This is a genomic window from Massilia sp. SYSU DXS3249 (genome assembly GCF_053668055.1).
In genome coordinates, this window is the sequence record NZ_JBSIPX010000024.1 from 40279 (window position 1) to 61898 (window position 21620).

A 21620-nucleotide genomic window follows, 5' to 3' on the forward strand; every position below is an offset into this window, starting at 1 on the left:
CCATAGTTGAGCGGACGTGGCTGAAAAGATGTCCCGCACGAGGTGCAGGACGACAACAGCCGGGCAGTATACCCGAATTCGGGCTACTGCACCGGCTTTTGATGCTACTTGCTGCTCAAGCGGTGTACTGAAAACAACTGGGCAGCAGAACTGCCCGGCTGGATTTAGATACGACGACGCTTCGGCGGACGGCAGCCGTTGTGCGGCACTGGCGTCACGTCTTGGATCTCGGTGATCTTGATACCCAGGTTGTTCAGTGCACGAACAGCCGATTCACGGCCTGGGCCTGGGCCCTTGATGCGCACTTCCAGGTTCTTCACGCCGCTTTCCTGAGCGACCTTGCCGGCTGCTTCAGCAGCGACCTGAGCCGCGAACGGGGTCGACTTGCGCGAGCCCTTGAAGCCAGCGCCACCCGACGTCGCCCACGACAGGGCGTTGCCCTGGCGATCGGTGATCGTGATGATGGTGTTGTTGAACGAAGCGTGGACGTGGGCGATGCCCTCAGCCACATTCTTCTTCACTTTCTTACGAACGCGTGCTGCTGCTGCGCTGCTTTGTTGCTTAGCCATGGTCGGTTCCTAGATTATTTCTTCAGCGATTGAGCGGCCTTACGCGGACCTTTGCGGGTACGTGCATTGGTACGGGTACGCTGGCCGCGCACTGGCAGGCCCTTACGGTGACGCATGCCGCGGTAGCAGCCCAGGTCCATCAGACGCTTGATGTTCATGGACAGTTCGCGGCGCAGGTCGCCTTCCACGACAAACTTCGCAACTTCGTCACGCAGCTTCTCGAGTTCGTTGTCGTCCAGGTCCTTGACCTTCTTGTTGGTCGCGATACCGGTAGCGTCGCAGATCTTCTGCGAACGTGGACGGCCAACACCGTAGATCGCCGTCAGGCCGATAACAGTGTGCTGATGATTTGGGATGTTAACCCCTGCAATACGTGCCATTCGTTATTCCTCTTAACCTTGACGCTGCTTGTGACGCGGCTCGACGCAGATCACACGGACCACGCCCTTGCGCTTGATGATCTTGCAGTTGCGGCAGATCCGCTTGACTGAAGCATTAACTTTCATTTTGTACTCTCTTCCTGGTGAGTTTACTTAATATTTTTTACTTGGTGCGGAATACGATGCGCGCCCGGGACAAGTCGTACGGGGTCAATTCCACCGTTACCTTGTCTCCCGGGAGAATGCGGATATAGTTCATCCGCATTTTACCCGAGATATGCCCCAGGACCACATGCCCGTTTTCCAGCTTCACACGAAATGTCGCATTTGGGAGATTCTCGAGAATCTCGCCTTGCATTTGGATGACGTCGTCTTTTGCCATTCGGTCTCTTCGCTCCCCGCTTATCGCGTCGGAATCCCGCCCTTGAAGTTCGCCTTGCGCAGCAGCGATTCATATTGCTGCGACATGACGTAGTTCTGCACTTGTGCCATGAAGTCCATCGTCACCACCACGATGATCAGGAGCGACGTGCCGCCGAAATAGAAAGGAACTTTCCAGTACGACTGCATGAACTCCGGCACCAGGCACACCAGGGTGATGTACACCGCACCAGCGAGGGTCAGGCGCATCAGGATCTTGTCGATATAGCGTGCGGTCTGGTCACCTGGACGGATGCCCGGGACAAACGCGCCGCTTTTCTTCAAGTTGTCCGCCGTTTCCTTGCTGTTGAAGACCAGCGCGGTATAGAAGAAGCAGAAGAAGATGATCGCCGCTGCATACAACAAAGCGTGGATCGGTTCACCGGTCGTCAGCGAGGCTGCCAGGTCTTTCAGGAACCCGATGAACGGGCTGCTGGTGTCCTTGCCCCGCGTGTACCAGTCAACGATCGTTGCCGGGAACAGGATGATCGACGACGCGAAGATCGGCGGGATCACGCCGGCCATGTTCAGCTTCAGGGGCAGGTGGCTGGTTTGGCCACCGTACACCTTGTTGCCGACCTGGCGCTTGGCGTAATTCACGAGGATCTTGCGCTGACCACGCTCGACGAACACCACCGCGTAAGTCGTAAAGGCCACCAGGATCACGATAACGATCGCGGCGAAGCTGCTGATCGAACCGTTCGAGACCAGGGTGAACAGGCCACCCAGTGCCGACGGCAGACCGGCTGCGATACCGGCGAAGATAATGATCGAAATGCCGTTGCCCAGGCCACGTTCGGTAATCTGCTCGCCCAGCCACATGAGGAACATGGTGCCGGTCAGCAGGGTCACGACCGTGACGAAGCGGAAGCCGAGACCCGGGTCGAGCACAAGGCCCGGCTGGGTTTCGAGCGCGGCGGCAATGCCGAACGCCTGGAACAACGCCAGCACCACCGTGAAGTAACGGGTGTACTGGGTGATCTTGCGGCGCCCTGCTTCGCCTTCCTTTTTCAGCGCTTCCAACTGCGGCGAGACGATCGACCCCAGCTGCATGATGATCGAAGCCGAAATGTAGGGCATGATCCCGAGTGCGAACACGGTAAAGCGTTCAAGCGCGCCACCCGAGAACATGTTGAACATGCCCAGGATGCCGCTTTCGTTCTGCTTGAACAGCGATGCCAGCGCTACGGGGTCGATCCCGGGAACCGGGACGTGGGCACCGAGGCGGTACACGACCAATGCGCCAAGCAAAAACCACAGCCGACCCCAGGGGAAGCCGGCGGCAGCGCTTTTACCAAGTTGTGAATTAGTCGCCAATTTGTGCTCCGATCAGGCAGCGGCCGCTTTAGGCGACCGAACCGCCAGCTGCTTCGATAGCCGCTTTCGCGCCCGCCGTTGCCTTCAGGCCCTTGAGGTTCACCGCACGGGTGATCTCGCCCGACAGGATCACGCGCACGTCGCGCGCCACCACTGGCAGGATGCCTGCTTGCTTCAGCACCAGGATGTCGACATCGCCGACGGCCAGGGCGTTCAGGTCCGACAGACGCACTTCAGCCTTGAACGTAGCGTTCAGCGACTTGAAGCCGCGCTTCGGCAGACGACGCTGCAGAGGCATCTGACCGCCTTCGAAGCCGACCTTGTGGAAGCCGCCCGAACGCGACTTCTGACCCTTGTGACCGCGACCGGCGGTCTTGCCCAGGCCGGAGCCGATACCGCGGCCGACGCGACGCTTAGCGTGCTTGGCGCCGTCAGCTGGTTGAATGGTATTGAGTTCCATTGTTTTCTCCGTTCGCAAGCCGAGGCTTACGATACAACTTTAACGAGGTACGCGACTTTGTTGATCATGCCACGCACGGATGGGGTGTCCTGCAGCTCGGAGACCGAGTTGACACGACGCAGACCCAGGCCGCGCACGGTGGCACGGTGATCCTGACGGGTACCGATCAGGCCCTTGACGAGCTTGACTTTGACAGTGTTTGCCATGTTTGTTCCCCTTAACCCAGGATGTCTTCAACCGACTTGCCGCGCTTGGCAGCGATATCGGAAGCAGTGCTCATTTTCGACAGGCCGTCGAGCGTCGCGCGAACCAGGTTGTACGGGTTCGACGAACCGGTCGACTTGGCGACCACGTCGGTCACGCCCATCACTTCGAAGATAGCGCGCATTGCGCCACCAGCGATGACGCCGGTACCAGGCTTGGCTGGCGACATCATGACGCGCGAGGCGCCGTGACGACCGGTGACGGTGTGGTGCAGCGTACCGTTCTTGAGAGGCACCTTGATCAGGTTGCGGCGGGCTTCTTCCATCGCCTTCTGCACGCCGACAGGAACTTCCTTCGACTTGCCCTTGCCCATGCCGATGCGGCCATCGCCGTCACCAACCACGGTCAGCGCTGCAAAACCCATGATACGACCACCCTTGACCACTTTGGTCACGCGGTTGATCGCGATCATTTTTTCGCGCATGCCATCATCCGGCTTGTCGCTTGCCATTTTCGCTTGCATTTTTGCCATGACAATTCTTCCTTAGAACTTCAGACCGGCTTCACGCGCGGCTTCAGCCAGCGCCTTGACACGGCCGTGGTAACGGAAACCGGAGCGGTCGAACGCAACTTCGGTGATTCCTGCTTGCAGTGCTTTCTCTGCGACGCGCTTGCCAACCAGGGCAGCTGCGGCAGCGTTGCCGCCCTTGCCGCTTTGGCCAGCCAGTTCGGCGCGCACGTCTGCTTCCAGCGTCGAAGCCGAAACCAGGACCTTCGCATCCGGGCTGATCAGGTTCGCATAGATGTGCAGGTTGGTGCGGTGAACCGACAGGCGGTTCACGCCTTGCTGCGCGATCTTGATGCGGGTTTGGCGTCCGCGACGCAGACGCGATTCTTTCTTGTCCATCGTCAGCTCCGATTATTTCTTCTTGGTTTCTTTAAGCTTCACCACCTCGTCCGAATAACGGACGCCCTTGCCCTTGTAAGGCTCAGGGGAGCGGTAAGCGCGCACTTCAGCGGCAACCTGGCCGACCTTTTGGCGATCGATACCCTTGATCAGGATTTCGGTCGGGGTCGGGGTCACTGCGGTGACGCCTTCCGGCATCGCGTGCAGCACCGGGTGCGAGAAGCCCAGGGACAGGTTCAGGGCGTTGCCCTGCACTGCTGCCTTGTAGCCCACGCCGACCAGGTTCAGCTTCTTCTCGAAGCCCTTGGTGACGCCGGTAACCATGTTGTTGACCAGGGCGCGCAGGGTGCCCGACATGGCGTTCGATTCGCGGGAATCGTCGACCACGTCAAACGTCAGCGTGCCGTTGTTGTTTTCTACCTTGACCAGGCCGTTCAGCGGCTGGGTCAGGGTGCCCAGTGGGCCTTTGACCGTGATCGCTGCTGCAGTGATCGCCACTTCGGCGCCAGCTGGGACAGCGATTGGCATCTTAGCTACTCGAGACATCGTCTACTCCTTAAGCTACGTAGCAGATAACTTCGCCGCCGACGCCATTGGCGCGGGCTTTGCGGTCAGTCATCACGCCTTGCGGGGTCGACACAATCGCGACGCCCAGGCCGTTCATGACGGTCGGGATCTCGTCTTTGCCTTTGTAGACACGCAGGCCAGGACGGGACACGCGCTCGATGCGCTCGATAACCGGACGGCCGGTGTAATACTTCAAACCGATTTTCAGTTCCGACTTGCCACCTTCGGTGGTCACGGCGAAATCCTCAATGTAACCCTCGTCCTTCAGGACGTTGGCAATGGCAACCTTGACTTTCGACGACGGCATTGCGACCGTGGTCTTCTGAACAGTTTGTGCGTTGCGAATGCGGGTCAGCATATCGGCGATAGGATCGCTCATACTCATTGCTTATTCTCCTATTACCAGCTGGCTTTGGTCATACCCGGAATTTCGCCCTTCATGGCGAATTCACGGAGTTTGGTACGGGCGAGGCCGAATTTGCGGAACGTGCCACGTGGGCGGCCGGTCATGGCGCAGCGGTTACGCTGGCGGGTCGGCGCCGAGTTACGTGGCAGTGCCTGCAGTTTCAGGCGCGCTTCGTAACGCTCTTCTTCGGTCTTCGACTGGTCGTCGATGATTGCTTTCAGAGCTGCACGCTTTGCGGCGAATTTCTCCACCAGGTCTGCACGCTTCTGTTCGCGGTTAATCAGTGCAAGTTTTGCCATGCTCTTAGTTCCTGAACGGGAATTTGAAGGCGGCGAGCAGCGCTTTGGCTTCGTCGTCGGTCTTAGCGGTCGTGGTGATCGAGATGTTCATGCCACGCAGCGCGTCGATCTTGTCGTAATCGATTTCAGGGAAAATGATCTGTTCCTTGACACCGATGTTGTAGTTGCCACGACCATCGAACGATTTGCCATTGACACCGCGGAAGTCACGCACGCGCGGCAGGGCCACGGTGATGAAACGGTCCAGGAACTCGTACATACGGTTGCCACGCAGGGTGACCATCGTACCGATCGGGTAGCCTTCGCGGATCTTGAAACCTGCGATTGCCTTGCGCGACTTGGTCGTGACTGGCTTCTGGCCGGCGATCTTGGTCAGGTCGCTGACAGCGTGCTCGAGCACTTTCTTGTCGGCGATCGCTTCGCCCACACCCATGTTCAGGGTGATCTTGGTCAGGCGCGGCACTTCCATCACCGACTTGTAGCCGAATTTCTCGGTCAGGTCAGCGACGACTTTTTCTTTGTAGAATTGTTGGAGACGGGCCATGATCTTAAACCTTCACAACTTCGCCGGAGGACTTGTAGACGCGGACTTTCTTGCCGTCCTGGTCTTTGAAGCCTACGCGGTCAGCCTTGCCGGTCGCAGCGTTGAACAGCGCGACGTTGGAGACGTGAATCGGCATCGCCTTGTCGACGATACCACCTTGGACGCCGGTCATCGGGTTTGGCTTGACGGCCTTCTTGGCGACGTTCACGCCATCGACGATCACGTGCTCGGCGTCGACGCGACGCGAAACCACGCCACGCTTGCCCTTGTCTTTACCGGCCAAAACGATGACTTCGTCGTTTTTACGAATCTTATCCATTACGACTCCTTACAGTACTTCAGGTGCCAGGGACACGATCTTCATGAACTTTTCAGTGCGCAGTTCGCGGGTCACTGGTCCGAAGATACGGGTGCCGATCGGTTCCAGCTTGGCATTGAGCAGAACGGCGGCGTTGCCGTCGAACTTCACCAGGGAGCCGTCTTGGCGGCGCACACCTTTAGCGGTACGCACAACCACAGCGTTATAAATTTCACCTTTTTTGACGCGACCACGTGGCGCAGCAACCTTGACGGTTACCTTGATGATGTCGCCAATGCTCGCATAACGGCGCTTGGAGCCGCCCAACACCTTGATGCACAAAACTTCTTTTGCACCCGTGTTGTCGGCTACTTCGAGCCGGCTTTCAGTTTGAATCATAGTATTTTCTTTCCCAACTTAAGCCGAAGAAACCCCACGGTAAACCGTAGGCCTGCGGTCAGTCTTGGTCCCGCCGCACCGCCCCTGCTGGAGCACTACGTTTGGGTGATTGGACTTTCCAATTAGCTTCGTACAGGCCGCAGTTACCGAGGGAGACAAACTGCGGCAACACATGAACGAAGCCCGCTAGTATCGCAGATACCAGCGGGCCACGCAAGACAAATTTTTAGTGCTTACAGTACCTGTGCAACCTGCACAACACGGGTCACAGTCCAAGCTTTCGTCTTCGAGATCGGACGACCTTCCGCGATCTCGACCGTGTCACCGGTCTTGGCCTGGTTGGTCTCGTCGTGCGCGTGATACTTGTTCGAGCGCACGATGATCTTGCCGTACAGCGGGTGCTTCACGTGACGTTCGATCAGTACGGTCACCGTCTTGTCCATTTTGTCGGACACGACTTTGCCGACCAGCGTACGCTTCAGCGCCGTTTTAGTGGTGTCGTTCATTTGGCTTCCTTCTGGTTCATCACAGTCTTCACACGCGCGATGTCGCGACGTACTTTCTTGAGCTGCGCGGTGTTGCCCAGCTGCTGGGTAGCGATTTGCATGCGCAGGCCAAACTGGGCCTTCAGCAGCTCACTCAGCTCCTTTTGCAGCGCTTCCTGGTCCTTGCCGCGGAGTTCCGATGCTTTCATATTCAACTCCTGTTATTGGCCGACCTGGCGCACCACGAAGGTGGTAGCCAGTGGCAGTTTGGCAGCGGCCAGGCGGAATGCTTCGCGCGCCAGTTCTTCTGCGACGCCGTCCATCTCATACAGGACTTTGCCTGGCTGGATTTCAGCGACGTAGTACTCCGGATTACCCTTACCGTTACCCATACGGACTTCGGCCGGCTTGTTCGAAATCGGCTTGTCCGGGAAGATACGGATCCAGATACGACCGCCACGCTTGATGTGACGGGTCATGGCGCGACGTGCCGCTTCGATCTGGCGTGCGGTGATACGGCCGCGGGCAACTGCCTTCAGACCGAATTCGCCGAACGAGACCGCGGTGCCGCGGGTGTGCGAAATGCCGGTGTTACGGCCTTTCTGCTCTTTACGATACTTCCTGCGCGATGGTTGCAGCATGCTTATTCTCCTGCTTTCTCAGCTGGTGCAGCAGCGGCCGGGGTCGCCAGCTTGACGGCTGGACGCGCACGCACGGTTGGCGCTGCGGCTGGACGGGCACCGCCAGCTGGGCGTGGGCCGCGCGATGGCTTGCCATCGTCACGACGTGGGCCGCGTGGCTTCTTCTCGTCCGGCGGGGTGTCGATGACTGGGGCTTCGCCGGTGACCGAACGGTCGCCCTTGTAGACCCAGACCTTGACGCCGATGATGCCGTACGTGGTCGATGCTTCGCTGGTGCCGTAGTCGATATCGGCGCGCAGGGTGTGCAGAGGCACACGGCCTTCGCGGTACCATTCGGTACGTGCGATTTCGATGCCGTTCAGACGGCCCGACGACATGATCTTGATGCCGACGGCACCCAGACGCATGGCGTTTTGCATGGCGCGCTTCATCGCGCGGCGGAACATGATGCGCTTTTCGAGCTGCTGCGAGATCGAGTCGGCGATCAGCTGCGAATCGATTTCCGGCTTGCGGATCTCTTCGATATTGACGTGCACGGGCACGCCCATGATCTTCGTCAGCGACGACTTCAGCACTTCGATGTCTTCGCCTTTTTTACCGATCACGACACCTGGACGCGACGAGTAGATGGTGAAGCGCGCGTTCTTGGCTGGACGCTCGATGACGATGCGGCCGACCGAAGCGTTCTTCAGCTTCTTCTTCAGGAAGGCGCGTGCCTTCAGGTCTTCGTTGAGCATCTCAGCGAAGTTGCCGTTGCCGGCGTACCAGCGCGACGCCCAGTTACGGGTGACGGACAGGCGGAAGCCTGTTGGGTGAATCTTCTGTCCCATCGTGTGACTCCTTAGTTACCGACAGTCACGTAGATGTGACAGGATTGTTTCGAAATGCGATCACCGCGGCCTTTGGCACGTGCCGTAAAGCGCTTCAGGATCGGACCTTTTTCAACGTAGATCTGGGTGATCTTCAGCTCGTCGATATCGGCGCCGTCATTGTGTTCCGCGTTGGCAATGGCCGACTCGAGAACCTTCTTGATGATGGTGGCGCCCTTCTTCGGGCTGAACTGCAGAATGTTGAGTGCTGCGTCAACTTTCTTGCCGCGGATCAGGTCCGCAACGAGGCGGCCCTTTTGTTCCGACAGGCGCACGCCTTTGAGGATAGCTTTAGTTTCCATTATTTTTTCGCCTTCTTGTCAGCGGCGTGGCCCTTGAACGTACGGGTCAGCGCGAATTCGCCGAGCTTGTGGCCAACCATGTTCTCGGAGACGTACACCGGCACGTGCAGCTTGCCGTTGTGCACAGCGATCGTCAGACCGATGAAGTCAGGCGTGATCGTCGAGCGGCGCGACCAGGTTTTGACTGGCTTTTTGTCTTTGTTCGCTTGCGCGGCTTCGACTTTTTTCACCAGGTGGGCGTCAACGAACGGCCCTTTTTTCAATGAACGAGTCATGTGTTATCCCTTATTTCTTGCCGCGGCGCGAGACGATCATCGAAGAAGTACGCTTGTTCGAACGCGTCTTCTTGCCCTTCGTCTGTTGACCCCATGGCGACACTGGATGACGACCAGCTGCCGTACGACCTTCACCACCACCGTGCGGGTGATCGATCGGGTTCATGACCACACCGCGAACGGTAGGACGAACACCGCGCCAGCGCATTGCACCGGCCTTACCGATCTTGCGCAGGCTGTGCTCGGCATTGCCGACTTCGCCCACGGTTGCACGGCACTCGATGTGCACGCGACGGACTTCACCCGAGCGCAGGCGAACCTGGGCGTAGGTGCCTTCGCGGGCCATCAGGACCACGGCGGCGCCGGCGGTACGGGCCATCTGGGCACCCTTACCTGGCAGCATTTCGACGCAGTTCATCACAGTACCGACCGGGATGTTACGGATCGGCAGGCAGTTACCCGACTTGATCGGCGCTTCCGAGCCGTTCATGACGCTGTCGCCGACAGCCATGCCCTTGGTGGCGATGATGTACTGACGCTCGCCGTCCGCGTAGCACAGCAGTGCGATGTGCGCGGTACGGTTCGGGTCGTATTCGATACGCTCGACCTTGGCAGGAATGCCGTCCTTCTGGCGCTTGAAGTCAACCAGACGGTAGTGTTGCTTGTGACCGCCACCGATGTGACGGGTGGTGATGTGGCCGTTGTTGTTACGGCCAGCAGTCTTCGATTTCTTCTCAACCAGTGCTGCGAACGGACGGCCCTTGTACAGGCCTTCGGTCACAACTTTCACCATGCCGCGGCGGCCTGGGGAGGTTGGCTTCATCTTAACGAGTGCCATTATTTAGCCTCCTCGACAAAATTGATTTCCTGGCCTGGCTTCAGGCACACGAAAGCACGCTTGGTGTGGTTGCGACGACCGTTGAAACGGCCCGAACGCTTCTGTTTGCCTTCGCGGTTCACGGTCTGGACCGATTCCACTTCGACTTTGAACAGCAGCTCGACGGCAGCCTTGATTTCCGGCTTGGTCGCGTCAGGCAGGACCTTGAACACGATCTGCTCGTTCTTTTCCGCGACGAAGGTGGCCTTCTCGGAAATGACCGGAGCCATCAGCACCTTCATCAGGCGCTCTTCGCTAAATTTGATTGCGGTGCTCATGCGTACATCTCCTCGATCTTGGCCAGTGCAGCTTTGGTGACCAGGACTTTCTTGTAGAACACCAGCGACATCGGGTCGGCTGCTTTCGGCTCGACAACCAGCACGTGCGGCAGGTTACGCGATGCCAGCAGCAGGTTTTCGTCGATGGTGTCGGTGATCACCAGGACCGATTCCAGGCCCATGCCCTGCAGCTTTTGCGACAGCAGCTTGGTCTTCGGAGCTTCGATCGACAGGTTTTCGACAACGCTCAGACGGCCTTCGCGGGCCAGCTGCGAGAAGATCGAGCAGATACCTGCGCGGAACATCTTCTTGTTGACCTTGTGGGTGAAGTTCTCGTCAGGCGAGTTCGGGAAGATGCGACCACCGCCGCGCCACAGTGGCGACGACGACATACCAGCACGAGCGCGGCCGGTGCCTTTTTGGCGCCATGGCTTCTTCGTGGTGTGGCTGACTTCTTCACGGTCTTTTTGCTTGCGGTTGCCGCTACGTGCGTTGGCAGCGTAGGCGACCACGACCTGGTGGATCAGGGCTTCGTTGTATTCGCGACCGAAGACTTCATCGGCAGCTGCAACGCCGGCGCCGGCTTGACCTTGCTCATTCAGGAGCTGAAGTTCCATAATTAAGCTCCTTTCTGTGCTTTGGTTTTGACGGCTGGCTTGACGATCACTTGACCGTTTTTCGCGCCAGGAACGGCACCCTTGACCAGCAGCAGTTGACGCTCAGCGTCGATGCGTGCGATTTCCAGGTTCTGGGTGGTGACGGTGACGTCGCCCATGTGACCGGTCATGCGCTTGCCTGGGAACACGCGGCCTGGATCCTGCGCCATACCGATGGAGCCAGGAACGTTGTGCGAACGCGAGTTACCATGGGTCTGACGGCCCGATGCGAAGTTGTGACGCTTGATGGTACCGGCGTAGCCTTTACCGATCGAGGTGCCTTGCACGTCGATCTTCTGGCCCACTTCGAACAGCGAGACATTGACGGTGTCGCCAGTTTTCAGCTCGGCTGCCTTAGCAGCGTCAACGCGGAATTCGCGCAGCATGGTGCCAGCTTCGACGCCTGCTTTTGCGTGGTGACCCGCAACAGCCTTGGTCACGCGGGAAGCGCGACGTTGACCGAATGCGACCTGAACAGCGGCGTAGCCGTCGGTTTCAGGAGTTTTGATTTGTGCGACACGGTTGTTCGACACGTCGAGCACAGTAACTGGGATCGAGTCCCCGTCATCCGTGAAGATGCGCATCATGCCAACCTTGCGACCGAGAAGGCCCAAGCTCATTTTTTCTCCATTCCCACCTACGATTGGGCGGGGGTAGTTGAACTACTAAAAACGTACAGAATCTGAACGACGATCCCATACCGAAGCCGGCTAGTATAGCGCGCAAAAGGGCTTGACGCAACAAGATAATCGGGGGTATGTCGCCCCTGTTGCGCGTTTTTCGCAGTGTCCTGGAGAAGAAGGAATCTGGCCTGGCTGGCCAGCACAGAAAAGGCACTATTGCGCCTTTTCTCTGCAGCGCTTCGAAAGCGCCGCGACTATTTGGAGTGTTTGGTGGGCGGTGCAGGATTCGAACCTGCGACCCCTTGGATGTCGACCAAGTATTCTAACCAACTGAACTAACCGCCCGGGGAGCCGCATTATGCCAAGGGTTCAACAGGTTTGCAATAGCTGAGTTGTGCGCGGGTGGTTTGGGCGGGCGCTCGTGGGGCTGCTGCCTGTTCCGTTCGTAGTGTGCATGATCCGCGTGGGCATGAATGCCCACCCTACGGATGAGGCCGCTGACTCGCGGCGGCAAACCCTTGCGACCGCGAGTTTCGTAGCGTGGACACTTGTGTACACGCTGAGGGCCTGCCCATACCGCCCAGCCCGCCTAAGTCTGCCATAAGACCCGATGTGTAATATTCGTCAATTAGCGCTATATTCACACCAGCGCCCACGCGGCCCGCACGGCCGCGCGATACACATCCGATTCATCCCACGAAAGGAGCTGTAATGGCAATCAGTCTGCAAAAAGGCGGCAACGTCAACCTCAGCAAGGAAGCACCGAACCTCACCAAGGTCATCGTCGGCCTGGGCTGGGACCCGCGCTCGACCGACGGCGCCGCCTTCGACCTCGACGGCTCCGCCTTCCTGCTCAAGTCCGACGCCAAGGTGCGTGCCGATACCGACTTCATTTTCTATAACAACCTGAAGTCGAGCGACGGCTCGGTCGTCCACAACGGCGACAACACCACCGGCCAGGGCGAGGGCGACGACGAGACGGTGACGGTCGACCTGTCGCGCGTCCCGGCCGACGTCGAGAAGATCTCGTTCTGCGTCACCATCCACGACGCCGAGAGCCGGCGCCAGAGCTTCGGCATGGTCGGTAAAGCCTTCATCCGCTGCATGAACGCCAACGGCAACGCCGAACTGGCGCGCTACGACCTGTCCGAAGACAGCTCGACCGAAACCGCGATGATCTTCGGCGAACTCTACCGCGCAGGCGCGGACTGGAAATTCCGCGCCGTCGGCCAGGGCTACAACGGCGGCCTGGGTCCCCTCGCCCGCTCCTTCGGCGTCAACGTCTGAACGCTGCGGCCGTGAGGCCTTGCGGCCTCGCTCTCCGCCCCGCCGGCCACGGGGCATCTCTCTCCCTGCAACGAAGGATTTCATGCGCGTCTGGTTCAATCGCACCTTCTCGTCCGTGTATGCCGCGATCGACCTGATCCGCGAAGCCGACACCGGCGGGCGTTTCCACATCATCCACAGCAATCCGAATGCCCGCACGCCGGCCGCACGCGTGGCCCACGAATTCCACCCCGAGCCGACCGGCCTCGCGCCGGACGAATACGTCGACTGGTGCCTCGCCTTCTGCCGGGAGCAAAGGGTCGACATCTTCGTGCCCGGACGGGAGGCGACGCTGCTGGCCGGCTTCCATGCGCGCTTCGAGGCGGCCGGCACGCGCGTCCTGAGCGCGGGGTCGGAGGATGCGCTGCAGCTCATCCACGACAAGGCGCGCTTCTATGCCGAGACCGATCTCCCCGGCGCGCCCGTGGCCGAGTTCCGCCGCTTCGAGGATGCCGCCGGCTTCGAGGAAGCCTACGACACGCTGCGCCGGCGCCATTCGACACTGTGCGTGAAACCCTCGCACTCGATCTACGGCCTCGGTTTCGCCGTGCTCGACGAGGAGCGCAATGCCGCGCAACTGCTGATGGCGGGCGCGGAATACCACGTGTCGCTGGCCGACTTCCGGCGCGGCCTGGGCGAGATGGGCAACTTCCGCACGATGCTCCTGATGGAATACCTGGAAGGACGCGAATACAGCGTCGACTGCGTCGGCGACAGGGGCCGCCTGGTGACGGCCGTGGTGCGGCGCAAATCGCAGGGCGCCGGCGCCGGCCAGCGCATCGACCAGCGCGCCGACATCCTCGACGCCACCGCCCAACTGTGCAGGACGCACGGGCTGAACGGCATCTTCAACGTCCAGTTCAGGGAGAGCGCAGGAAAGCCGCGCCTGCTCGAGATTAACCCGCGCATGTCGGGCGGGATCGCCATGGCGTGCATTGCCGGCCCGAACCTGCCCTACATCGCGCTGCGCGGCTTCGCCGACGGCTACGCGGGCGTCGAGATCGCCCCGGTGCGTGACGGCATGCGCGTCGGCGAGCAGTCGCACGCCGTGGAGCTGGCATGAACGCGCGCATCGATGGGGCACCTGCCCAGCACCTGAGCCAACAGCTGCCGACCGGCCTGCTCGAGGTCGCGCTGCACGCCGGCGCCGAGGAACTCGACGCCCTGCTCGGCTTTGCCGCCCGCGCCAACGCCAAGCGCGGCTTCCTGTTCGTCAGCAAGGTGCTCGGCAAGCACTGGCCGGTCAAGCCAGCGCGCATGCTGGACGTCCACGCACGCCTGGCTGACCAGGTGCCCGAGGGCGAGGGCCCGGTCGTCTTCATCGCCATGGCCGAAACGGCCGTCGGCCTCGGCCAGGGCGTGTTCGAAGCCTGGCTGCGCGCCCATTCCGGGCGCGAGGCGCTGTTCCTGCAGACCACGCGCTACCGCGTCGGCAGCGGCCCGATCATCGAATTCGAGGAGGCGCACAGCCACGCGCCGCGCCAGTTCCTGCACCTGCCGGCAGGCGCCCACGAACAGTCGCTGCTCCTGAACGCGCGTACCATCGTGCTGGTCGACGACGAAGCGAGCACCGGCAACACCTTCCTGAACCTGACCCGCGCCTGCCAGCGCCTGAACCCGGCGATTGAACGGGTGCACCTGGCGGTCATCGCCAATTTCATGGGCCAGGCGGCAACAACGGCCCTCACCGAGCGCTTCGCGCTGCCGGCGACGATGGGCGCGCTGCTCGAAGGCGAATACCGCTTCGAGCCCGCCCCTTGCCCGGTCGACGCCGCACCGGCCCAGCGCTACGATGCCCGCGCCGAACGCGGCGCCAGCACGGCATTCGGCCGCCTCGGCCTGGCGCGCGCCCTGCGTGCGCCCGAGGCGCTGGCCGAGCGGCTGGCCGCTCAGATCGCCCCACACGAAAAGGTGCTGGTGCTCGGCACCGGCGAATTCATGCACGCGTCGACCCTGCTCGGCGCCGCGCTGGAACGCCGCGGCCTGGATGTCGTCGTGCAGTCGACCACGCGCTCGCCCATCCTCACCTGGGGCGCGGTGTCGACCGCCATGACCTTCCCCGACAACTACGGCGAAGGCATCGCCAACTTCCTGTACAACGTCGCGCCCGGCCAGTACGACCACGTGCTGGTCTGCCACGAGACGCCCGCGGGCGAGACCCTGCACGCATTCGCGCGCGAGCTCCATGCGCGCCTGTTCCACTTCCATACCGAGGACCACGTTGAAGAAGTTCCTGTTCGCTGACCTGGACGACACCCTGTTCCAGACGCTCGAAAAATGCGCGACCCGCGATGCGCTCGAGCCCGCCGCCTACTATAGCGACGGCAGCATCTGTTCGTACACCACGCCCGCCCAGCGCGCCTTCTTCGCCTTCGTCAGCGAGGGCATGACCGTGATCCCGACCACCGCGCGCAGCCTCGACGCCTTTCACCGCGTCGACCTCGGCTTTTCGAGCTACGTCGTGCTCAATTTCGGCGGCGTGATCCTGCAGCCCGGCGGAGAAATCGACCGCGACTGGCAGGGCCGCATGCACGCCCTGATGACGGCCGCCCTGCCCGGCTTGCAGCAGCTCGCCGGCCGCATCGACGATTGGTGCGGTCAAACCGGCTACGGCGGCCGCGCGCGCCTGGTCGAAGACGCGGGCACGCCCTTCTTCATCGTCGTCAAGGACCCGGACAAGGTCGCCCTGAACCTCGAGCGCGTCGAGCGCGAGGCGGTGCTGCCGTGGATCGCGGACGGGAATGGTGACTACTGCGTCCACCGCAACGGCAACAACCTCGCGGTCCTGCCGAAGGCGCTGGACAAGGCCGACGCCGTCGCTTACGTGCGCGAACGCCTGCGCCGCGAGCACGGGGAGATCGTCACCTTCGGCATGGGCGACAGCCGCTCGGACGCGCGCTTCATGGCCGATTGCGACTACGCGATCATCCCGCGCCGAACCCAGCTCGCGAAGCTCACGGTGGAGGCGCTGTGAATTTCTCGGGCAGTTACCAGGCAGACGATGTGCGCTTCCTGCTGAAACCCCTGCCGCTGGCCGCGTTTGCAGCCGACCTGGTGGATATTGCGGACAAGGAAGCGCTGATCCAGTCCGGCAAGCGCCACTACAGCGAGATGCTGTCGCCGGAGCGCCTGCCCTCGAGCCGCTACCTGCAAGTCTTCGACGAGGCCTGCCGCGCCAACGGCGAGCGCATGGCGCGCGACTGCGTGCACCTGGCCGCACTGATCGCGGGGCGGCGCGACGGCTCCGTGACGGTCGTTTCGCTGGCGCGCGGCGGCACCCCCGTCGGGGTGGTCCTGAAACGCCTGCTCGAGCGCGTGCATGGGCGGGCGACAACCCACTATTCGGTGTCGATCGTGCGCGACCGCGGCATCGATGCGAATGCCCTGCGCCATATCCTCGCGCAGGGCCATGCCCCTGCGTCGATCGTGTTCGTCGACGGCTGGACCGGCAAGGGCGTCATCGCACGCGAGCTGGCAAGCTCGATCGAACGTTTCAACCGCGAGCATAAGGTAAGCATCGACAGCGGCCTGCACGTGCTGTCCGACCTGGCCGGCGCGGCCAGCGTGGCCGCCTCCTGCGAGGACTACCTGATCCCTTCGAGCATCCTGAATGCGACGGTGTCGGGCCTGGTCAGCCGCTCGGTCATCAATGCGGCGATCGGCCCCGGCGATTTCCACGGTTGCGTGCTGTACGAGGCCTTCAAACCGCACGACCGCTCGCAAGCCTTCGTGGACGAGCTGGAACGGCTGGCGCTGGCCTACACCTACACCGGCGCACCCGAAGCGGTCGATCGGCAGGCGGCCGCAGCCCGCTCGCGCGCCTACCTCGAGGCGGCCATGCAGCGCTACGGCGTGGCCGACGTCAACCTGGTCAAACCGGGCATCGGCGAGGCGACCCGGGTGCTGCTGCGGCGCGTGCCGCGCCTGCTGCTGCTGCGCGAAGCCTCTCATCCCGCGACGGCGCACCTGCGCCTGCTCGCCGAGGAAAAACAGGTGCCCGTCGAGATCGACGCGGCGCTGCCTTACCAAGCTGTTTCCCTGATCAGGAGTGCATCGGATGCATAAATCGATGGGCGCGTCGCTGTACGTGCCAGCCAACCACAAAAGCCTGCTGCAGGTGGCCAACGGCGAGAAGCTGCCGCAGGCGCGCTCGCTGATCTTCTGCACCGAGGATTCCGTGGCCGACCGCGACCTCGGCTGGGCCCTGTTCAACCTGTCGGTGGTGCTCGAGAACATGCAGGCAAGCGTGGACGTCGAGCGCTTCGTGCGCGTGCGCAGCCCCGAGGTGCTGGCGCGCGTGCTGGCCATGCCGGGCGTGCACAAGCTGACCGGCTTCGTCATCCCCAAGGCGACCCGCCACAACTTCGAATCCTATTACCGGCAGGTGCGCGACACCGACCACGTCCTGATGCCGACGCTGGAGACGGCCGAGGTCTTCAGCGAGCGCGAAATGGAAGCCTTCCGCGACCTGCTGCAGGCGCCAGGCGTGCGCAACCGCGTGCTGGCGCTGCGCATCGGCGGCAACGATTTATTGGCCCTGCTCGGCCTGCGCCGCCCGCGCGGCATGACCATCTACCGCACCCCGCTCGGCCCCGTGATCGCGCGCCTGGTGACGATCTTCCGCCCCCACGGCTTCATGCTCACCGCGCCCGTGTTCGAACACCTCGACCTGCCGGAACTGCTCGACCAGGAGGTGCTGGAAGATATCGCCTACGGCATGGTCGGCAAGACCGCGATCCACCCGAGCCAGATCACGCCGATCGAGCAGCACTACAAGGTCAAACCGCAGGACCTGGCCGCGGCCCACGCCATCCTCGACGAGAACAGCCCGGCCGTCTTCAAGATGCACGACTCGATGTGCGAGGTGGCGACCCACCGCGCCTGGGCCGAACGCACCGTCGCCCAGTCGCGCCTGTTCGGCGCCCACCACGCGGACACCGCCAATTTTTAGGATAAGGGATAGCACATGAATACATTCTCTCGCGGCCAGAAGGGCAAGCTGGCGGACCTGGGCGTCGGCAGCAGCTTCCCGGTCGACGTCGACATCAGCGCCGCCGGCTTCTCGGTCGACGTCTCCTGCTTCGGGCTGGACGGCGCCGACAAGCTGTCCGACGACCGCTACATGATTTTTTATAACCAGCTCGCCAGCCCGGGCGACGCGGTGCGCCTTGAACTCGGCGCGGGCCGCGCGCGCTTCAACGTCAACCTCGATGCGCTCCCAGCCTCGATCGCAAAGCTGGTGTTCGTGGCCGCCATCGACGGCGCGCAAACCATGCGCGCGCTCGGCGCCAGTTCGCTGACCCTGGGCAGCGCCCTGCGCTTCCCGTGGTCGGGCACGGACTTCGGCGACGAAAAGGCGGTCATCGTGGCCGAGATCTACCGGCGCGACGGCCAGTGGCGCTTCGGCGCGGTCGGCCAGGGTTTCAATGGCGGCTTGTCGGCGCTGCTGAAGCATTTTGGCGGCACCGAGGCGGCGCCTGCGCAGTCGGCCCAAGCTGCGTCGCAACAGGCAGCGCCGGCCGCACCGAAGGTCTCGCTCTCGAAAGTCACGCTGGAAAAGCGGGGCGACAAGGTCTCGCTGGACAAGCGCGGCAGCGCCGGTTTCGGACGCATCCACGTCAACCTGAACTGGAACCAGTCCGGCAACATGGCGCCGGCACCCGCGCCCGCTCCCGAAAAAGGCGGCCTGCTGGGGCGCCTCAGCGGTGCACTGGCCGGCGCGACTGGCGGGCGCCGGCGCTCGGGCGGCATCGACCTCGACCTCGGCTGCATGTTCGAGCTGGCGGACGGCCGCAAGGGCCTGGTGCAGGCGCTCGGCAATGCCTGGGGTGACTACGGCGGCGCCCCGTACATCAAGCTCGATGCCGACGACCGCACCGGCTCCTCGAGCACCGGCGAGAACCTGTGGATCAATGGCGACCAGTTCGCGCAGATCCGCCGCGCGATCATCTTCTCCTTCATTTATGAGGGCGTGCCGAACTGGTCGGCGACCGATGGCGTGGTGACGATCGCGGTGCCGAACCAGCCGCCGATCGAGGTGCGCCTCGACCAGGGCGGCAACCAGATGATGTGCGCGATCGCCATGATCGAAAACCAGGGTGGCCAGCTGCAGGTCACGAAGATGGTCGAGTACTTCGAGCAGCAGGGCCGCACCAGCGCGCACGAGCTGATGGACCGACGCTTCGGTTTTGGATTGCGCTGGAAGACCGGCTCGAAGGACTGAGCGCCGGTGTCAGCCGACGGCGGCGAAGGTGTGCAGCAGCCACACGACCAGGGCTGCCAGGAGCAGGCCGCCGGCGGCGACGTTCAGCACGCCGGCCAGCTTGCCGGCGATCCGGTCTTCCGGGCGCGTGAAGTGAATGAACGCGACCAGGAAGCCCAGCGCCATCGCGGCCGTGGCGAGCTGCATGGGCAAGGAATGGGACGCATAAGCGCCAAATCCCAGGAACAGCAATATCAGCAGCAGGAGCAGGAAATAGAAGAAAGCCGGCCAGGTGCGCTTCACGGGATCCCTTGTTCGCAGGTTTGACAATGCCGCGGAGCGTCAGGCGCGTGGTGCGAGCGCGGCGACGAGGCGCTCCGGCCGGTCGAGGTAGAGGAACACGTAGCGCACGCCGGTCCGTTCGAGTCCGTGGTGCGTGATCGTGCAGCCGGCATCGGGGCGCAGGCGCAGGACCAGGTTCGGCTTGTCGAAGGGCGTGATGGTCACCCCTTCCCTGTGGTGGAAGGGGTAAGCCCGGCGCCACTGCGCGACCGGTACACGCAGGGCCTGCGCGTCCTCGATCGCCTCCAGCGGGATGCGGGCGCTGGCACGCGCGCCGATTTGCAGGTCGAGATGGGTGGCGGTCATCACGTGGCAGCCGCCGCGCACCAGCCGGCGGTCGCCCAGCAGCCAGGCCAGGGTGTAGAGGCTGCCCAGCGCGACCGCGATGTGGATGTTGCGCACCATCGTGGGATCGTCGATAAGCAGCGGCACGATCGCTGCATCGAGCGGCAGCTCCACCAGCACGGAAAACAGGCCAATGGCCAGCACGGTCGAATACGCGCCCTGCTCGAGGAAGGTGAATTTCGTGCCGTCTGGACGTGGCGGCGCAGGCTGGCGGCGCAGCCAGCAGAAAAAGCTGCGCCAGAGTGCGCGGTCGAGACGCATGAGGCCGACCAGGCCGGGAGGCAGGCATGCCGCCAGCAGGGAGACCGCACCCGCGCCCTGCCGGCGCAGCGCGCGCAGCCGGGCTGCGACATCGGGAAGCGAGGACAGGTCCTTGGCGACGATCAGCATCAGCGGCAGCGCAAGGCTCAGCGCCTTGACACTCGCGCGCCACGGCTCCGGAGTGGCCAGGCTCAACACGGCGACGGCAATGAACGCGGCCCAGGCGTAGCCCAGCAGCGTCGGCCAGCTGGTGTCGTTCAGCTTTGTTGCGTATGCTCCTGCCGCCATTCTTGCCGCTTGCATCATGCCCTCGCCTGTCGCGTTATCAAAAAGCCATGGCGATTGTCATAACATGATTGACTTCAGGCAAGAGCGGCGAATGCCTGGCAGAGGCCGTTTGCGTCATCTCGTTTCGCTGCGTTGCCGGCGGAGCATGATCGACCTTTTCTGGAGGCGATATGAAGCGACTCAAGCGACTCATCCCCAACGACCTGGTCCGCTACTGCGTGATCGGCATTGTCCTGTTGTCGGTGTTTTTGCTGTCTCTTCCCTTCGGGGACATGATCGGCCGGCAGCTGTATCGGCTCACGCACTGAGCGGACGGCCAAAAGCATCGGGGCCGGGAAAGTCCGCCAGATGGCGGCCCTTCCCGGCCCCGATTATTTTGTCACCCGCGGATTGCGCCGCCGGTGCCAGAAATTGATTACTGCAGCTTGATTTCGACGTCGACGCCAGCTGGCAGGTCCAGCTTCATCAGTGCGTCAACGGTCTTGTCGGTCGGATCCACGATGTCCATCAGACGCTGGTGCGTACGGATTTCGAACTGGTCGCGCGAGGTCTTGTTGACGTGCGGCGAACGCAGGACGTCGAAACGCTGAATGCGGGTCGGCAGCGGGACCGGGCCCTTGACCACAGCGCCGGTGCGCTTGGCGGTGTCGACGATTTCCAGTGCGGACTGGTCGATCAGTTTGTAGTCAAACGCTTTCAGGCGGATGCGGATTTTCTGGTTTGCGGACATGCTGTTTCCTTGAAAAAGAACGAACCGGCTTATCGCCGGCAATGATTTGTCAGGTACTACGTACTGCAAAGGAGCGAAAGTATATCACCGTTCCTCGTTAAACAGAGGGGCAGAACCGAAGTTCTGCCCCTCTTGTTGTGCCGGCGGGACGTTGCCCCGCCGGCGATCACAGCTTGATTAGGCGATGATCTTGGCAACAACACCTGCGCCGACGGTACGGCCACCTTCGCGGATTGCGAAGCGCAGACCTTCTTCCATCGCGATCGGGTTGATCAGCTTGACGGTGATCGACACGTTATCGCCTGGCATGACCATTTCCTTGTCCGCTGGCAGCTCGATCGAGCCGGTCA

The 21620-nt window shown here is 62.0% G+C and carries 37 protein-coding genes and 1 tRNA gene; 8 read left to right on the plus strand and 30 right to left on the minus strand.

Going from position 1 to position 21620, the window contains the following annotated elements:
* Positions 1–164: 164 nt before the first annotated feature.
* The 26 genes from rpsK to ACWCIA_RS21340 form a co-directional block, all read right to left on the minus strand.
* On the minus strand, positions 165–569 hold the full coding sequence (rpsK, locus tag ACWCIA_RS21215) for a 30S ribosomal protein S11 (RefSeq protein WP_005663404.1): 405 nt from the start codon (positions 567–569) through the stop codon (positions 165–167).
* Positions 570–583: 14 nt separating this feature from the next.
* Positions 584–949: a 30S ribosomal protein S13 gene (rpsM, locus tag ACWCIA_RS21220; protein ID WP_056337616.1), complete on the minus strand. Its 366-nt coding sequence runs from the start codon at positions 947–949 to the stop codon at positions 584–586.
* Positions 950–961: 12 nt separating this feature from the next.
* On the minus strand, positions 962–1075 hold the full coding sequence (gene rpmJ / locus ACWCIA_RS21225) for a 50S ribosomal protein L36 (protein ID WP_005663407.1): 114 nt from the start codon (positions 1073–1075) through the stop codon (positions 962–964).
* Positions 1076–1112: 37 nt separating this feature from the next.
* Positions 1113–1331, minus strand: coding sequence for a translation initiation factor IF-1 (gene infA, locus ACWCIA_RS21230; protein WP_005663428.1), 219 nt, complete (start codon positions 1329–1331; stop codon positions 1113–1115).
* 20 nt (positions 1332–1351) lie between these two features.
* Positions 1352–2686, minus strand: a complete 1335-nt coding sequence (gene secY / locus ACWCIA_RS21235) for a preprotein translocase subunit SecY (protein ID WP_454166488.1) — start codon at positions 2684–2686, stop codon at positions 1352–1354.
* A 28-nt stretch (positions 2687–2714) separates the two neighbouring features.
* Entirely contained in the window at positions 2715–3146 is a 432-nt protein-coding gene (gene rplO, locus ACWCIA_RS21240; RefSeq protein ID WP_454166489.1) for a 50S ribosomal protein L15, read from the minus strand.
* Between the two features lie 26 nt (positions 3147–3172).
* The gene (gene rpmD, locus ACWCIA_RS21245; RefSeq protein WP_036246278.1) at positions 3173–3352 is read right to left on the minus strand and encodes a 50S ribosomal protein L30; all 180 of its coding nucleotides are present in this window, start codon (positions 3350–3352) and stop codon (positions 3173–3175) included.
* 11 nt (positions 3353–3363) lie between these two features.
* Positions 3364–3882 carry a 30S ribosomal protein S5 gene (gene rpsE / locus ACWCIA_RS21250; RefSeq protein ID WP_036208946.1) on the minus strand — a complete coding sequence of 173 codons (519 nt, stop codon included), beginning with the start codon at positions 3880–3882 and terminating at the stop codon, positions 3364–3366.
* A 12-nt stretch (positions 3883–3894) separates the two neighbouring features.
* Positions 3895–4257 carry a 50S ribosomal protein L18 gene (gene rplR, locus ACWCIA_RS21255; RefSeq protein ID WP_454166490.1) on the minus strand — a complete coding sequence of 121 codons (363 nt, stop codon included), beginning with the start codon at positions 4255–4257 and terminating at the stop codon, positions 3895–3897.
* Positions 4258–4269: 12 nt separating this feature from the next.
* The gene (gene rplF, locus ACWCIA_RS21260; RefSeq protein ID WP_290423799.1) at positions 4270–4803 is read right to left on the minus strand and encodes a 50S ribosomal protein L6; all 534 of its coding nucleotides are present in this window, start codon (positions 4801–4803) and stop codon (positions 4270–4272) included.
* Between the two features lie 10 nt (positions 4804–4813).
* On the minus strand, positions 4814–5209 hold the full coding sequence (gene rpsH / locus ACWCIA_RS21265) for a 30S ribosomal protein S8 (RefSeq protein ID WP_379749613.1): 396 nt from the start codon (positions 5207–5209) through the stop codon (positions 4814–4816).
* A gap of 14 nt (positions 5210–5223) precedes the next feature.
* Positions 5224–5529, minus strand: a complete 306-nt coding sequence (gene rpsN / locus ACWCIA_RS21270) for a 30S ribosomal protein S14 (RefSeq protein ID WP_036240351.1) — start codon at positions 5527–5529, stop codon at positions 5224–5226.
* Positions 5530–5533: 4 nt separating this feature from the next.
* Positions 5534–6073, minus strand: coding sequence for a 50S ribosomal protein L5 (rplE, locus tag ACWCIA_RS21275; RefSeq protein WP_379749610.1), 540 nt, complete (start codon positions 6071–6073; stop codon positions 5534–5536).
* Between the two features lie 4 nt (positions 6074–6077).
* Positions 6078–6392 carry a 50S ribosomal protein L24 gene (gene rplX / locus ACWCIA_RS21280; RefSeq protein WP_454166491.1) on the minus strand — a complete coding sequence of 105 codons (315 nt, stop codon included), beginning with the start codon at positions 6390–6392 and terminating at the stop codon, positions 6078–6080.
* A 9-nt stretch (positions 6393–6401) separates the two neighbouring features.
* On the minus strand, positions 6402–6770 hold the full coding sequence (gene rplN / locus ACWCIA_RS21285; protein WP_005663451.1) for a 50S ribosomal protein L14: 369 nt from the start codon (positions 6768–6770) through the stop codon (positions 6402–6404).
* Positions 6771–7003: 233 nt separating this feature from the next.
* Positions 7004–7276, minus strand: a complete 273-nt coding sequence (gene rpsQ / locus ACWCIA_RS21290; RefSeq protein WP_020655684.1) for a 30S ribosomal protein S17 — start codon at positions 7274–7276, stop codon at positions 7004–7006.
* Positions 7273–7464: a 50S ribosomal protein L29 gene (gene rpmC / locus ACWCIA_RS21295; RefSeq protein ID WP_159698333.1), complete on the minus strand. Its 192-nt coding sequence runs from the start codon at positions 7462–7464 to the stop codon at positions 7273–7275. Before rpmC ends, rpsQ begins: the two co-directional genes overlap by 4 nt.
* Positions 7465–7476: 12 nt before the next feature.
* Positions 7477–7896: a 50S ribosomal protein L16 gene (gene rplP, locus ACWCIA_RS21300; protein WP_005663456.1), complete on the minus strand. Its 420-nt coding sequence runs from the start codon at positions 7894–7896 to the stop codon at positions 7477–7479.
* A 2-nt stretch (positions 7897–7898) separates the two neighbouring features.
* A complete protein-coding gene (gene rpsC, locus ACWCIA_RS21305; RefSeq protein ID WP_454166492.1) occupies positions 7899–8726 on the minus strand; it encodes a 30S ribosomal protein S3 in 828 nt (275 codons plus the stop codon).
* 11 nt (positions 8727–8737) lie between these two features.
* A complete protein-coding gene (gene rplV / locus ACWCIA_RS21310; protein WP_182991690.1) occupies positions 8738–9070 on the minus strand; it encodes a 50S ribosomal protein L22 in 333 nt (110 codons plus the stop codon).
* On the minus strand, positions 9067–9342 hold the full coding sequence (gene rpsS / locus ACWCIA_RS21315; protein WP_056337578.1) for a 30S ribosomal protein S19: 276 nt from the start codon (positions 9340–9342) through the stop codon (positions 9067–9069). Before rpsS ends, rplV begins: the two co-directional genes overlap by 4 nt.
* 10 nt (positions 9343–9352) lie before the next feature.
* On the minus strand, positions 9353–10180 hold the full coding sequence (gene rplB / locus ACWCIA_RS21320; protein ID WP_182990703.1) for a 50S ribosomal protein L2: 828 nt from the start codon (positions 10178–10180) through the stop codon (positions 9353–9355).
* Positions 10180–10497, minus strand: coding sequence for a 50S ribosomal protein L23 (gene rplW / locus ACWCIA_RS21325; protein WP_182990702.1), 318 nt, complete (start codon positions 10495–10497; stop codon positions 10180–10182). The genes rplB and rplW overlap by 1 nt, the downstream gene beginning before the upstream one ends.
* Positions 10494–11114: a 50S ribosomal protein L4 gene (gene rplD, locus ACWCIA_RS21330; protein ID WP_379749601.1), complete on the minus strand. Its 621-nt coding sequence runs from the start codon at positions 11112–11114 to the stop codon at positions 10494–10496. The genes rplW and rplD overlap by 4 nt, the downstream gene beginning before the upstream one ends.
* Before the next feature lie 2 nt (positions 11115–11116).
* On the minus strand, positions 11117–11773 hold the full coding sequence (gene rplC, locus ACWCIA_RS21335; protein WP_454166493.1) for a 50S ribosomal protein L3: 657 nt from the start codon (positions 11771–11773) through the stop codon (positions 11117–11119).
* A gap of 271 nt (positions 11774–12044) precedes the next feature.
* Positions 12045–12121 (minus strand) — tRNA-Val (locus ACWCIA_RS21340).
* A gap of 366 nt (positions 12122–12487) precedes the next feature.
* On the opposite strand from ACWCIA_RS21340, the gene ACWCIA_RS21345 reads away from it, so the two are divergent.
* The 7 genes from ACWCIA_RS21345 (at position 12488) to ACWCIA_RS21375 (ending at position 19325) form a co-directional block, all read left to right on the plus strand.
* Positions 12488–13063 carry a TerD family protein gene (locus ACWCIA_RS21345; RefSeq protein WP_454166494.1) on the plus strand — a complete coding sequence of 192 codons (576 nt, stop codon included), beginning with the start codon at positions 12488–12490 and terminating at the stop codon, positions 13061–13063.
* A gap of 82 nt (positions 13064–13145) precedes the next feature.
* Positions 13146–14165, plus strand: a complete 1020-nt coding sequence (locus ACWCIA_RS21350) for an ATP-grasp domain-containing protein (RefSeq protein WP_454166495.1) — start codon at positions 13146–13148, stop codon at positions 14163–14165.
* A complete protein-coding gene (locus ACWCIA_RS21355) occupies positions 14162–15346 on the plus strand; it encodes a phosphoribosyltransferase domain-containing protein (protein ID WP_454166496.1) in 1185 nt (394 codons plus the stop codon). The genes ACWCIA_RS21350 and ACWCIA_RS21355 overlap by 4 nt, the downstream gene beginning before the upstream one ends.
* A complete protein-coding gene (locus tag ACWCIA_RS21360) occupies positions 15324–16076 on the plus strand; it encodes a hypothetical protein (protein WP_454166497.1) in 753 nt (250 codons plus the stop codon). The genes ACWCIA_RS21355 and ACWCIA_RS21360 overlap by 23 nt, the downstream gene beginning before the upstream one ends.
* Complete coding sequence (locus ACWCIA_RS21365) at positions 16073–17167, plus strand: cysteine protease StiP domain-containing protein (RefSeq protein WP_454166498.1); 1095 nt, start codon at positions 16073–16075, stop codon at positions 17165–17167. Before ACWCIA_RS21360 ends, ACWCIA_RS21365 begins: the two co-directional genes overlap by 4 nt.
* Positions 17160–18053: an HpcH/HpaI aldolase/citrate lyase family protein gene (locus ACWCIA_RS21370; protein ID WP_454166499.1), complete on the plus strand. Its 894-nt coding sequence runs from the start codon at positions 17160–17162 to the stop codon at positions 18051–18053. The genes ACWCIA_RS21365 and ACWCIA_RS21370 overlap by 8 nt, the downstream gene beginning before the upstream one ends.
* A gap of 15 nt (positions 18054–18068) precedes the next feature.
* Entirely contained in the window at positions 18069–19325 is a 1257-nt protein-coding gene (locus ACWCIA_RS21375; protein ID WP_454166500.1) for a TerD family protein, read from the plus strand.
* A gap of 9 nt (positions 19326–19334) precedes the next feature.
* Here the strand turns inward: ACWCIA_RS21375 and ACWCIA_RS21380 are convergent, their stop codons facing one another.
* On the minus strand, positions 19335–19607 hold the full coding sequence (locus tag ACWCIA_RS21380; RefSeq protein WP_454166501.1) for a hypothetical protein: 273 nt from the start codon (positions 19605–19607) through the stop codon (positions 19335–19337).
* Between the two features lie 39 nt (positions 19608–19646).
* Entirely contained in the window at positions 19647–20540 is an 894-nt protein-coding gene (locus tag ACWCIA_RS21385) for a hypothetical protein (RefSeq protein WP_454166502.1), read from the minus strand.
* 170 nt (positions 20541–20710) lie between these two features.
* On the opposite strand from ACWCIA_RS21385, the gene ACWCIA_RS21390 reads away from it, so the two are divergent.
* Positions 20711–20848, plus strand: a complete 138-nt coding sequence (locus tag ACWCIA_RS21390; protein WP_454166503.1) for a hypothetical protein — start codon at positions 20711–20713, stop codon at positions 20846–20848.
* A gap of 107 nt (positions 20849–20955) precedes the next feature.
* On the opposite strand, the gene rpsJ is transcribed toward ACWCIA_RS21390, so the two are convergent.
* Positions 20956–21270, minus strand: a complete 315-nt coding sequence (gene rpsJ, locus ACWCIA_RS21395) for a 30S ribosomal protein S10 (RefSeq protein ID WP_136219921.1) — start codon at positions 21268–21270, stop codon at positions 20956–20958.
* A gap of 177 nt (positions 21271–21447) precedes the next feature.
* A partial coding sequence (locus ACWCIA_RS21400) for an EF-Tu C-terminal domain-related protein (protein WP_454165953.1) occupies positions 21448–21620 on the minus strand: 173 nt, incomplete at its 5' end.

What these genes read in the sequence shown, in the direction of transcription:
- rplO (WP_454166489.1), bottom strand. Translation starts at nt 3,146, where the DNA reads ATGGAACTCAATACCATTCAACCAGCTGACGGCGCCAAGCACGCTAAG.
- rplC (WP_454166493.1), bottom strand. Translation starts at nt 11,773, where the DNA reads ATGAGCTTGGGCCTTCTCGGTCGCAAGGTTGGCATGATGCGCATCTTC.
- ACWCIA_RS21345 (WP_454166494.1), top strand. Translation starts at nt 12,488, where the DNA reads ATGGCAATCAGTCTGCAAAAAGGCGGCAACGTCAACCTCAGCAAGGAA.
- rpmD (WP_036246278.1), bottom strand. Translation starts at nt 3,352, where the DNA reads ATGGCAAACACTGTCAAAGTCAAGCTCGTCAAGGGCCTGATCGGTACC.
- rplR (WP_454166490.1), bottom strand. Translation starts at nt 4,257, where the DNA reads ATGGACAAGAAAGAATCGCGTCTGCGTCGCGGACGCCAAACCCGCATC.
- rpsK (WP_005663404.1), bottom strand. Translation starts at nt 569, where the DNA reads ATGGCTAAGCAACAAAGCAGCGCAGCAGCAGCACGCGTTCGTAAGAAA.
- rplE (WP_379749610.1), bottom strand. Translation starts at nt 6,073, where the DNA reads ATGGCCCGTCTCCAACAATTCTACAAAGAAAAAGTCGTCGCTGACCTG.
- ACWCIA_RS21385 (WP_454166502.1), bottom strand. Translation starts at nt 20,540, where the DNA reads ATGGCGGCAGGAGCATACGCAACAAAGCTGAACGACACCAGCTGGCCG.
- rplX (WP_454166491.1), bottom strand. Translation starts at nt 6,392, where the DNA reads ATGGATAAGATTCGTAAAAACGACGAAGTCATCGTTTTGGCCGGTAAA.
- rpmJ (WP_005663407.1), bottom strand. Translation starts at nt 1,075, where the DNA reads ATGAAAGTTAATGCTTCAGTCAAGCGGATCTGCCGCAACTGCAAGATC.
- ACWCIA_RS21355 (WP_454166496.1), top strand. Translation starts at nt 14,162, where the DNA reads ATGAACGCGCGCATCGATGGGGCACCTGCCCAGCACCTGAGCCAACAG.
- rplW (WP_182990702.1), bottom strand. Translation starts at nt 10,497, where the DNA reads ATGAGCACCGCAATCAAATTTAGCGAAGAGCGCCTGATGAAGGTGCTG.
- rpmC (WP_159698333.1), bottom strand. Translation starts at nt 7,464, where the DNA reads ATGAAAGCATCGGAACTCCGCGGCAAGGACCAGGAAGCGCTGCAAAAG.
- rpsQ (WP_020655684.1), bottom strand. Translation starts at nt 7,276, where the DNA reads ATGAACGACACCACTAAAACGGCGCTGAAGCGTACGCTGGTCGGCAAA.
- ACWCIA_RS21390 (WP_454166503.1), top strand. Translation starts at nt 20,711, where the DNA reads ATGAAGCGACTCAAGCGACTCATCCCCAACGACCTGGTCCGCTACTGC.
- ACWCIA_RS21370 (WP_454166499.1), top strand. Translation starts at nt 17,160, where the DNA reads ATGCATAAATCGATGGGCGCGTCGCTGTACGTGCCAGCCAACCACAAA.
- rplP (WP_005663456.1), bottom strand. Translation starts at nt 7,896, where the DNA reads ATGCTGCAACCATCGCGCAGGAAGTATCGTAAAGAGCAGAAAGGCCGT.
- rpsN (WP_036240351.1), bottom strand. Translation starts at nt 5,529, where the DNA reads ATGGCAAAACTTGCACTGATTAACCGCGAACAGAAGCGTGCAGACCTG.
- ACWCIA_RS21375 (WP_454166500.1), top strand. Translation starts at nt 18,069, where the DNA reads ATGAATACATTCTCTCGCGGCCAGAAGGGCAAGCTGGCGGACCTGGGC.
- rplF (WP_290423799.1), bottom strand. Translation starts at nt 4,803, where the DNA reads ATGTCTCGAGTAGCTAAGATGCCAATCGCTGTCCCAGCTGGCGCCGAA.
- rplN (WP_005663451.1), bottom strand. Translation starts at nt 6,770, where the DNA reads ATGATTCAAACTGAAAGCCGGCTCGAAGTAGCCGACAACACGGGTGCA.
- ACWCIA_RS21350 (WP_454166495.1), top strand. Translation starts at nt 13,146, where the DNA reads ATGCGCGTCTGGTTCAATCGCACCTTCTCGTCCGTGTATGCCGCGATC.
- rpsM (WP_056337616.1), bottom strand. Translation starts at nt 949, where the DNA reads ATGGCACGTATTGCAGGGGTTAACATCCCAAATCATCAGCACACTGTT.
- infA (WP_005663428.1), bottom strand. Translation starts at nt 1,331, where the DNA reads ATGGCAAAAGACGACGTCATCCAAATGCAAGGCGAGATTCTCGAGAAT.
- rpsS (WP_056337578.1), bottom strand. Translation starts at nt 9,342, where the DNA reads ATGACTCGTTCATTGAAAAAAGGGCCGTTCGTTGACGCCCACCTGGTG.
- rpsC (WP_454166492.1), bottom strand. Translation starts at nt 8,726, where the DNA reads ATGGGACAGAAGATTCACCCAACAGGCTTCCGCCTGTCCGTCACCCGT.
- rpsH (WP_379749613.1), bottom strand. Translation starts at nt 5,209, where the DNA reads ATGAGTATGAGCGATCCTATCGCCGATATGCTGACCCGCATTCGCAAC.
- rpsJ (WP_136219921.1), bottom strand. Translation starts at nt 21,270, where the DNA reads ATGTCCGCAAACCAGAAAATCCGCATCCGCCTGAAAGCGTTTGACTAC.
- rplD (WP_379749601.1), bottom strand. Translation starts at nt 11,114, where the DNA reads ATGGAACTTCAGCTCCTGAATGAGCAAGGTCAAGCCGGCGCCGGCGTT.
- rpsE (WP_036208946.1), bottom strand. Translation starts at nt 3,882, where the DNA reads ATGGCAAAAATGCAAGCGAAAATGGCAAGCGACAAGCCGGATGATGGC.
- rplB (WP_182990703.1), bottom strand. Translation starts at nt 10,180, where the DNA reads ATGGCACTCGTTAAGATGAAGCCAACCTCCCCAGGCCGCCGCGGCATG.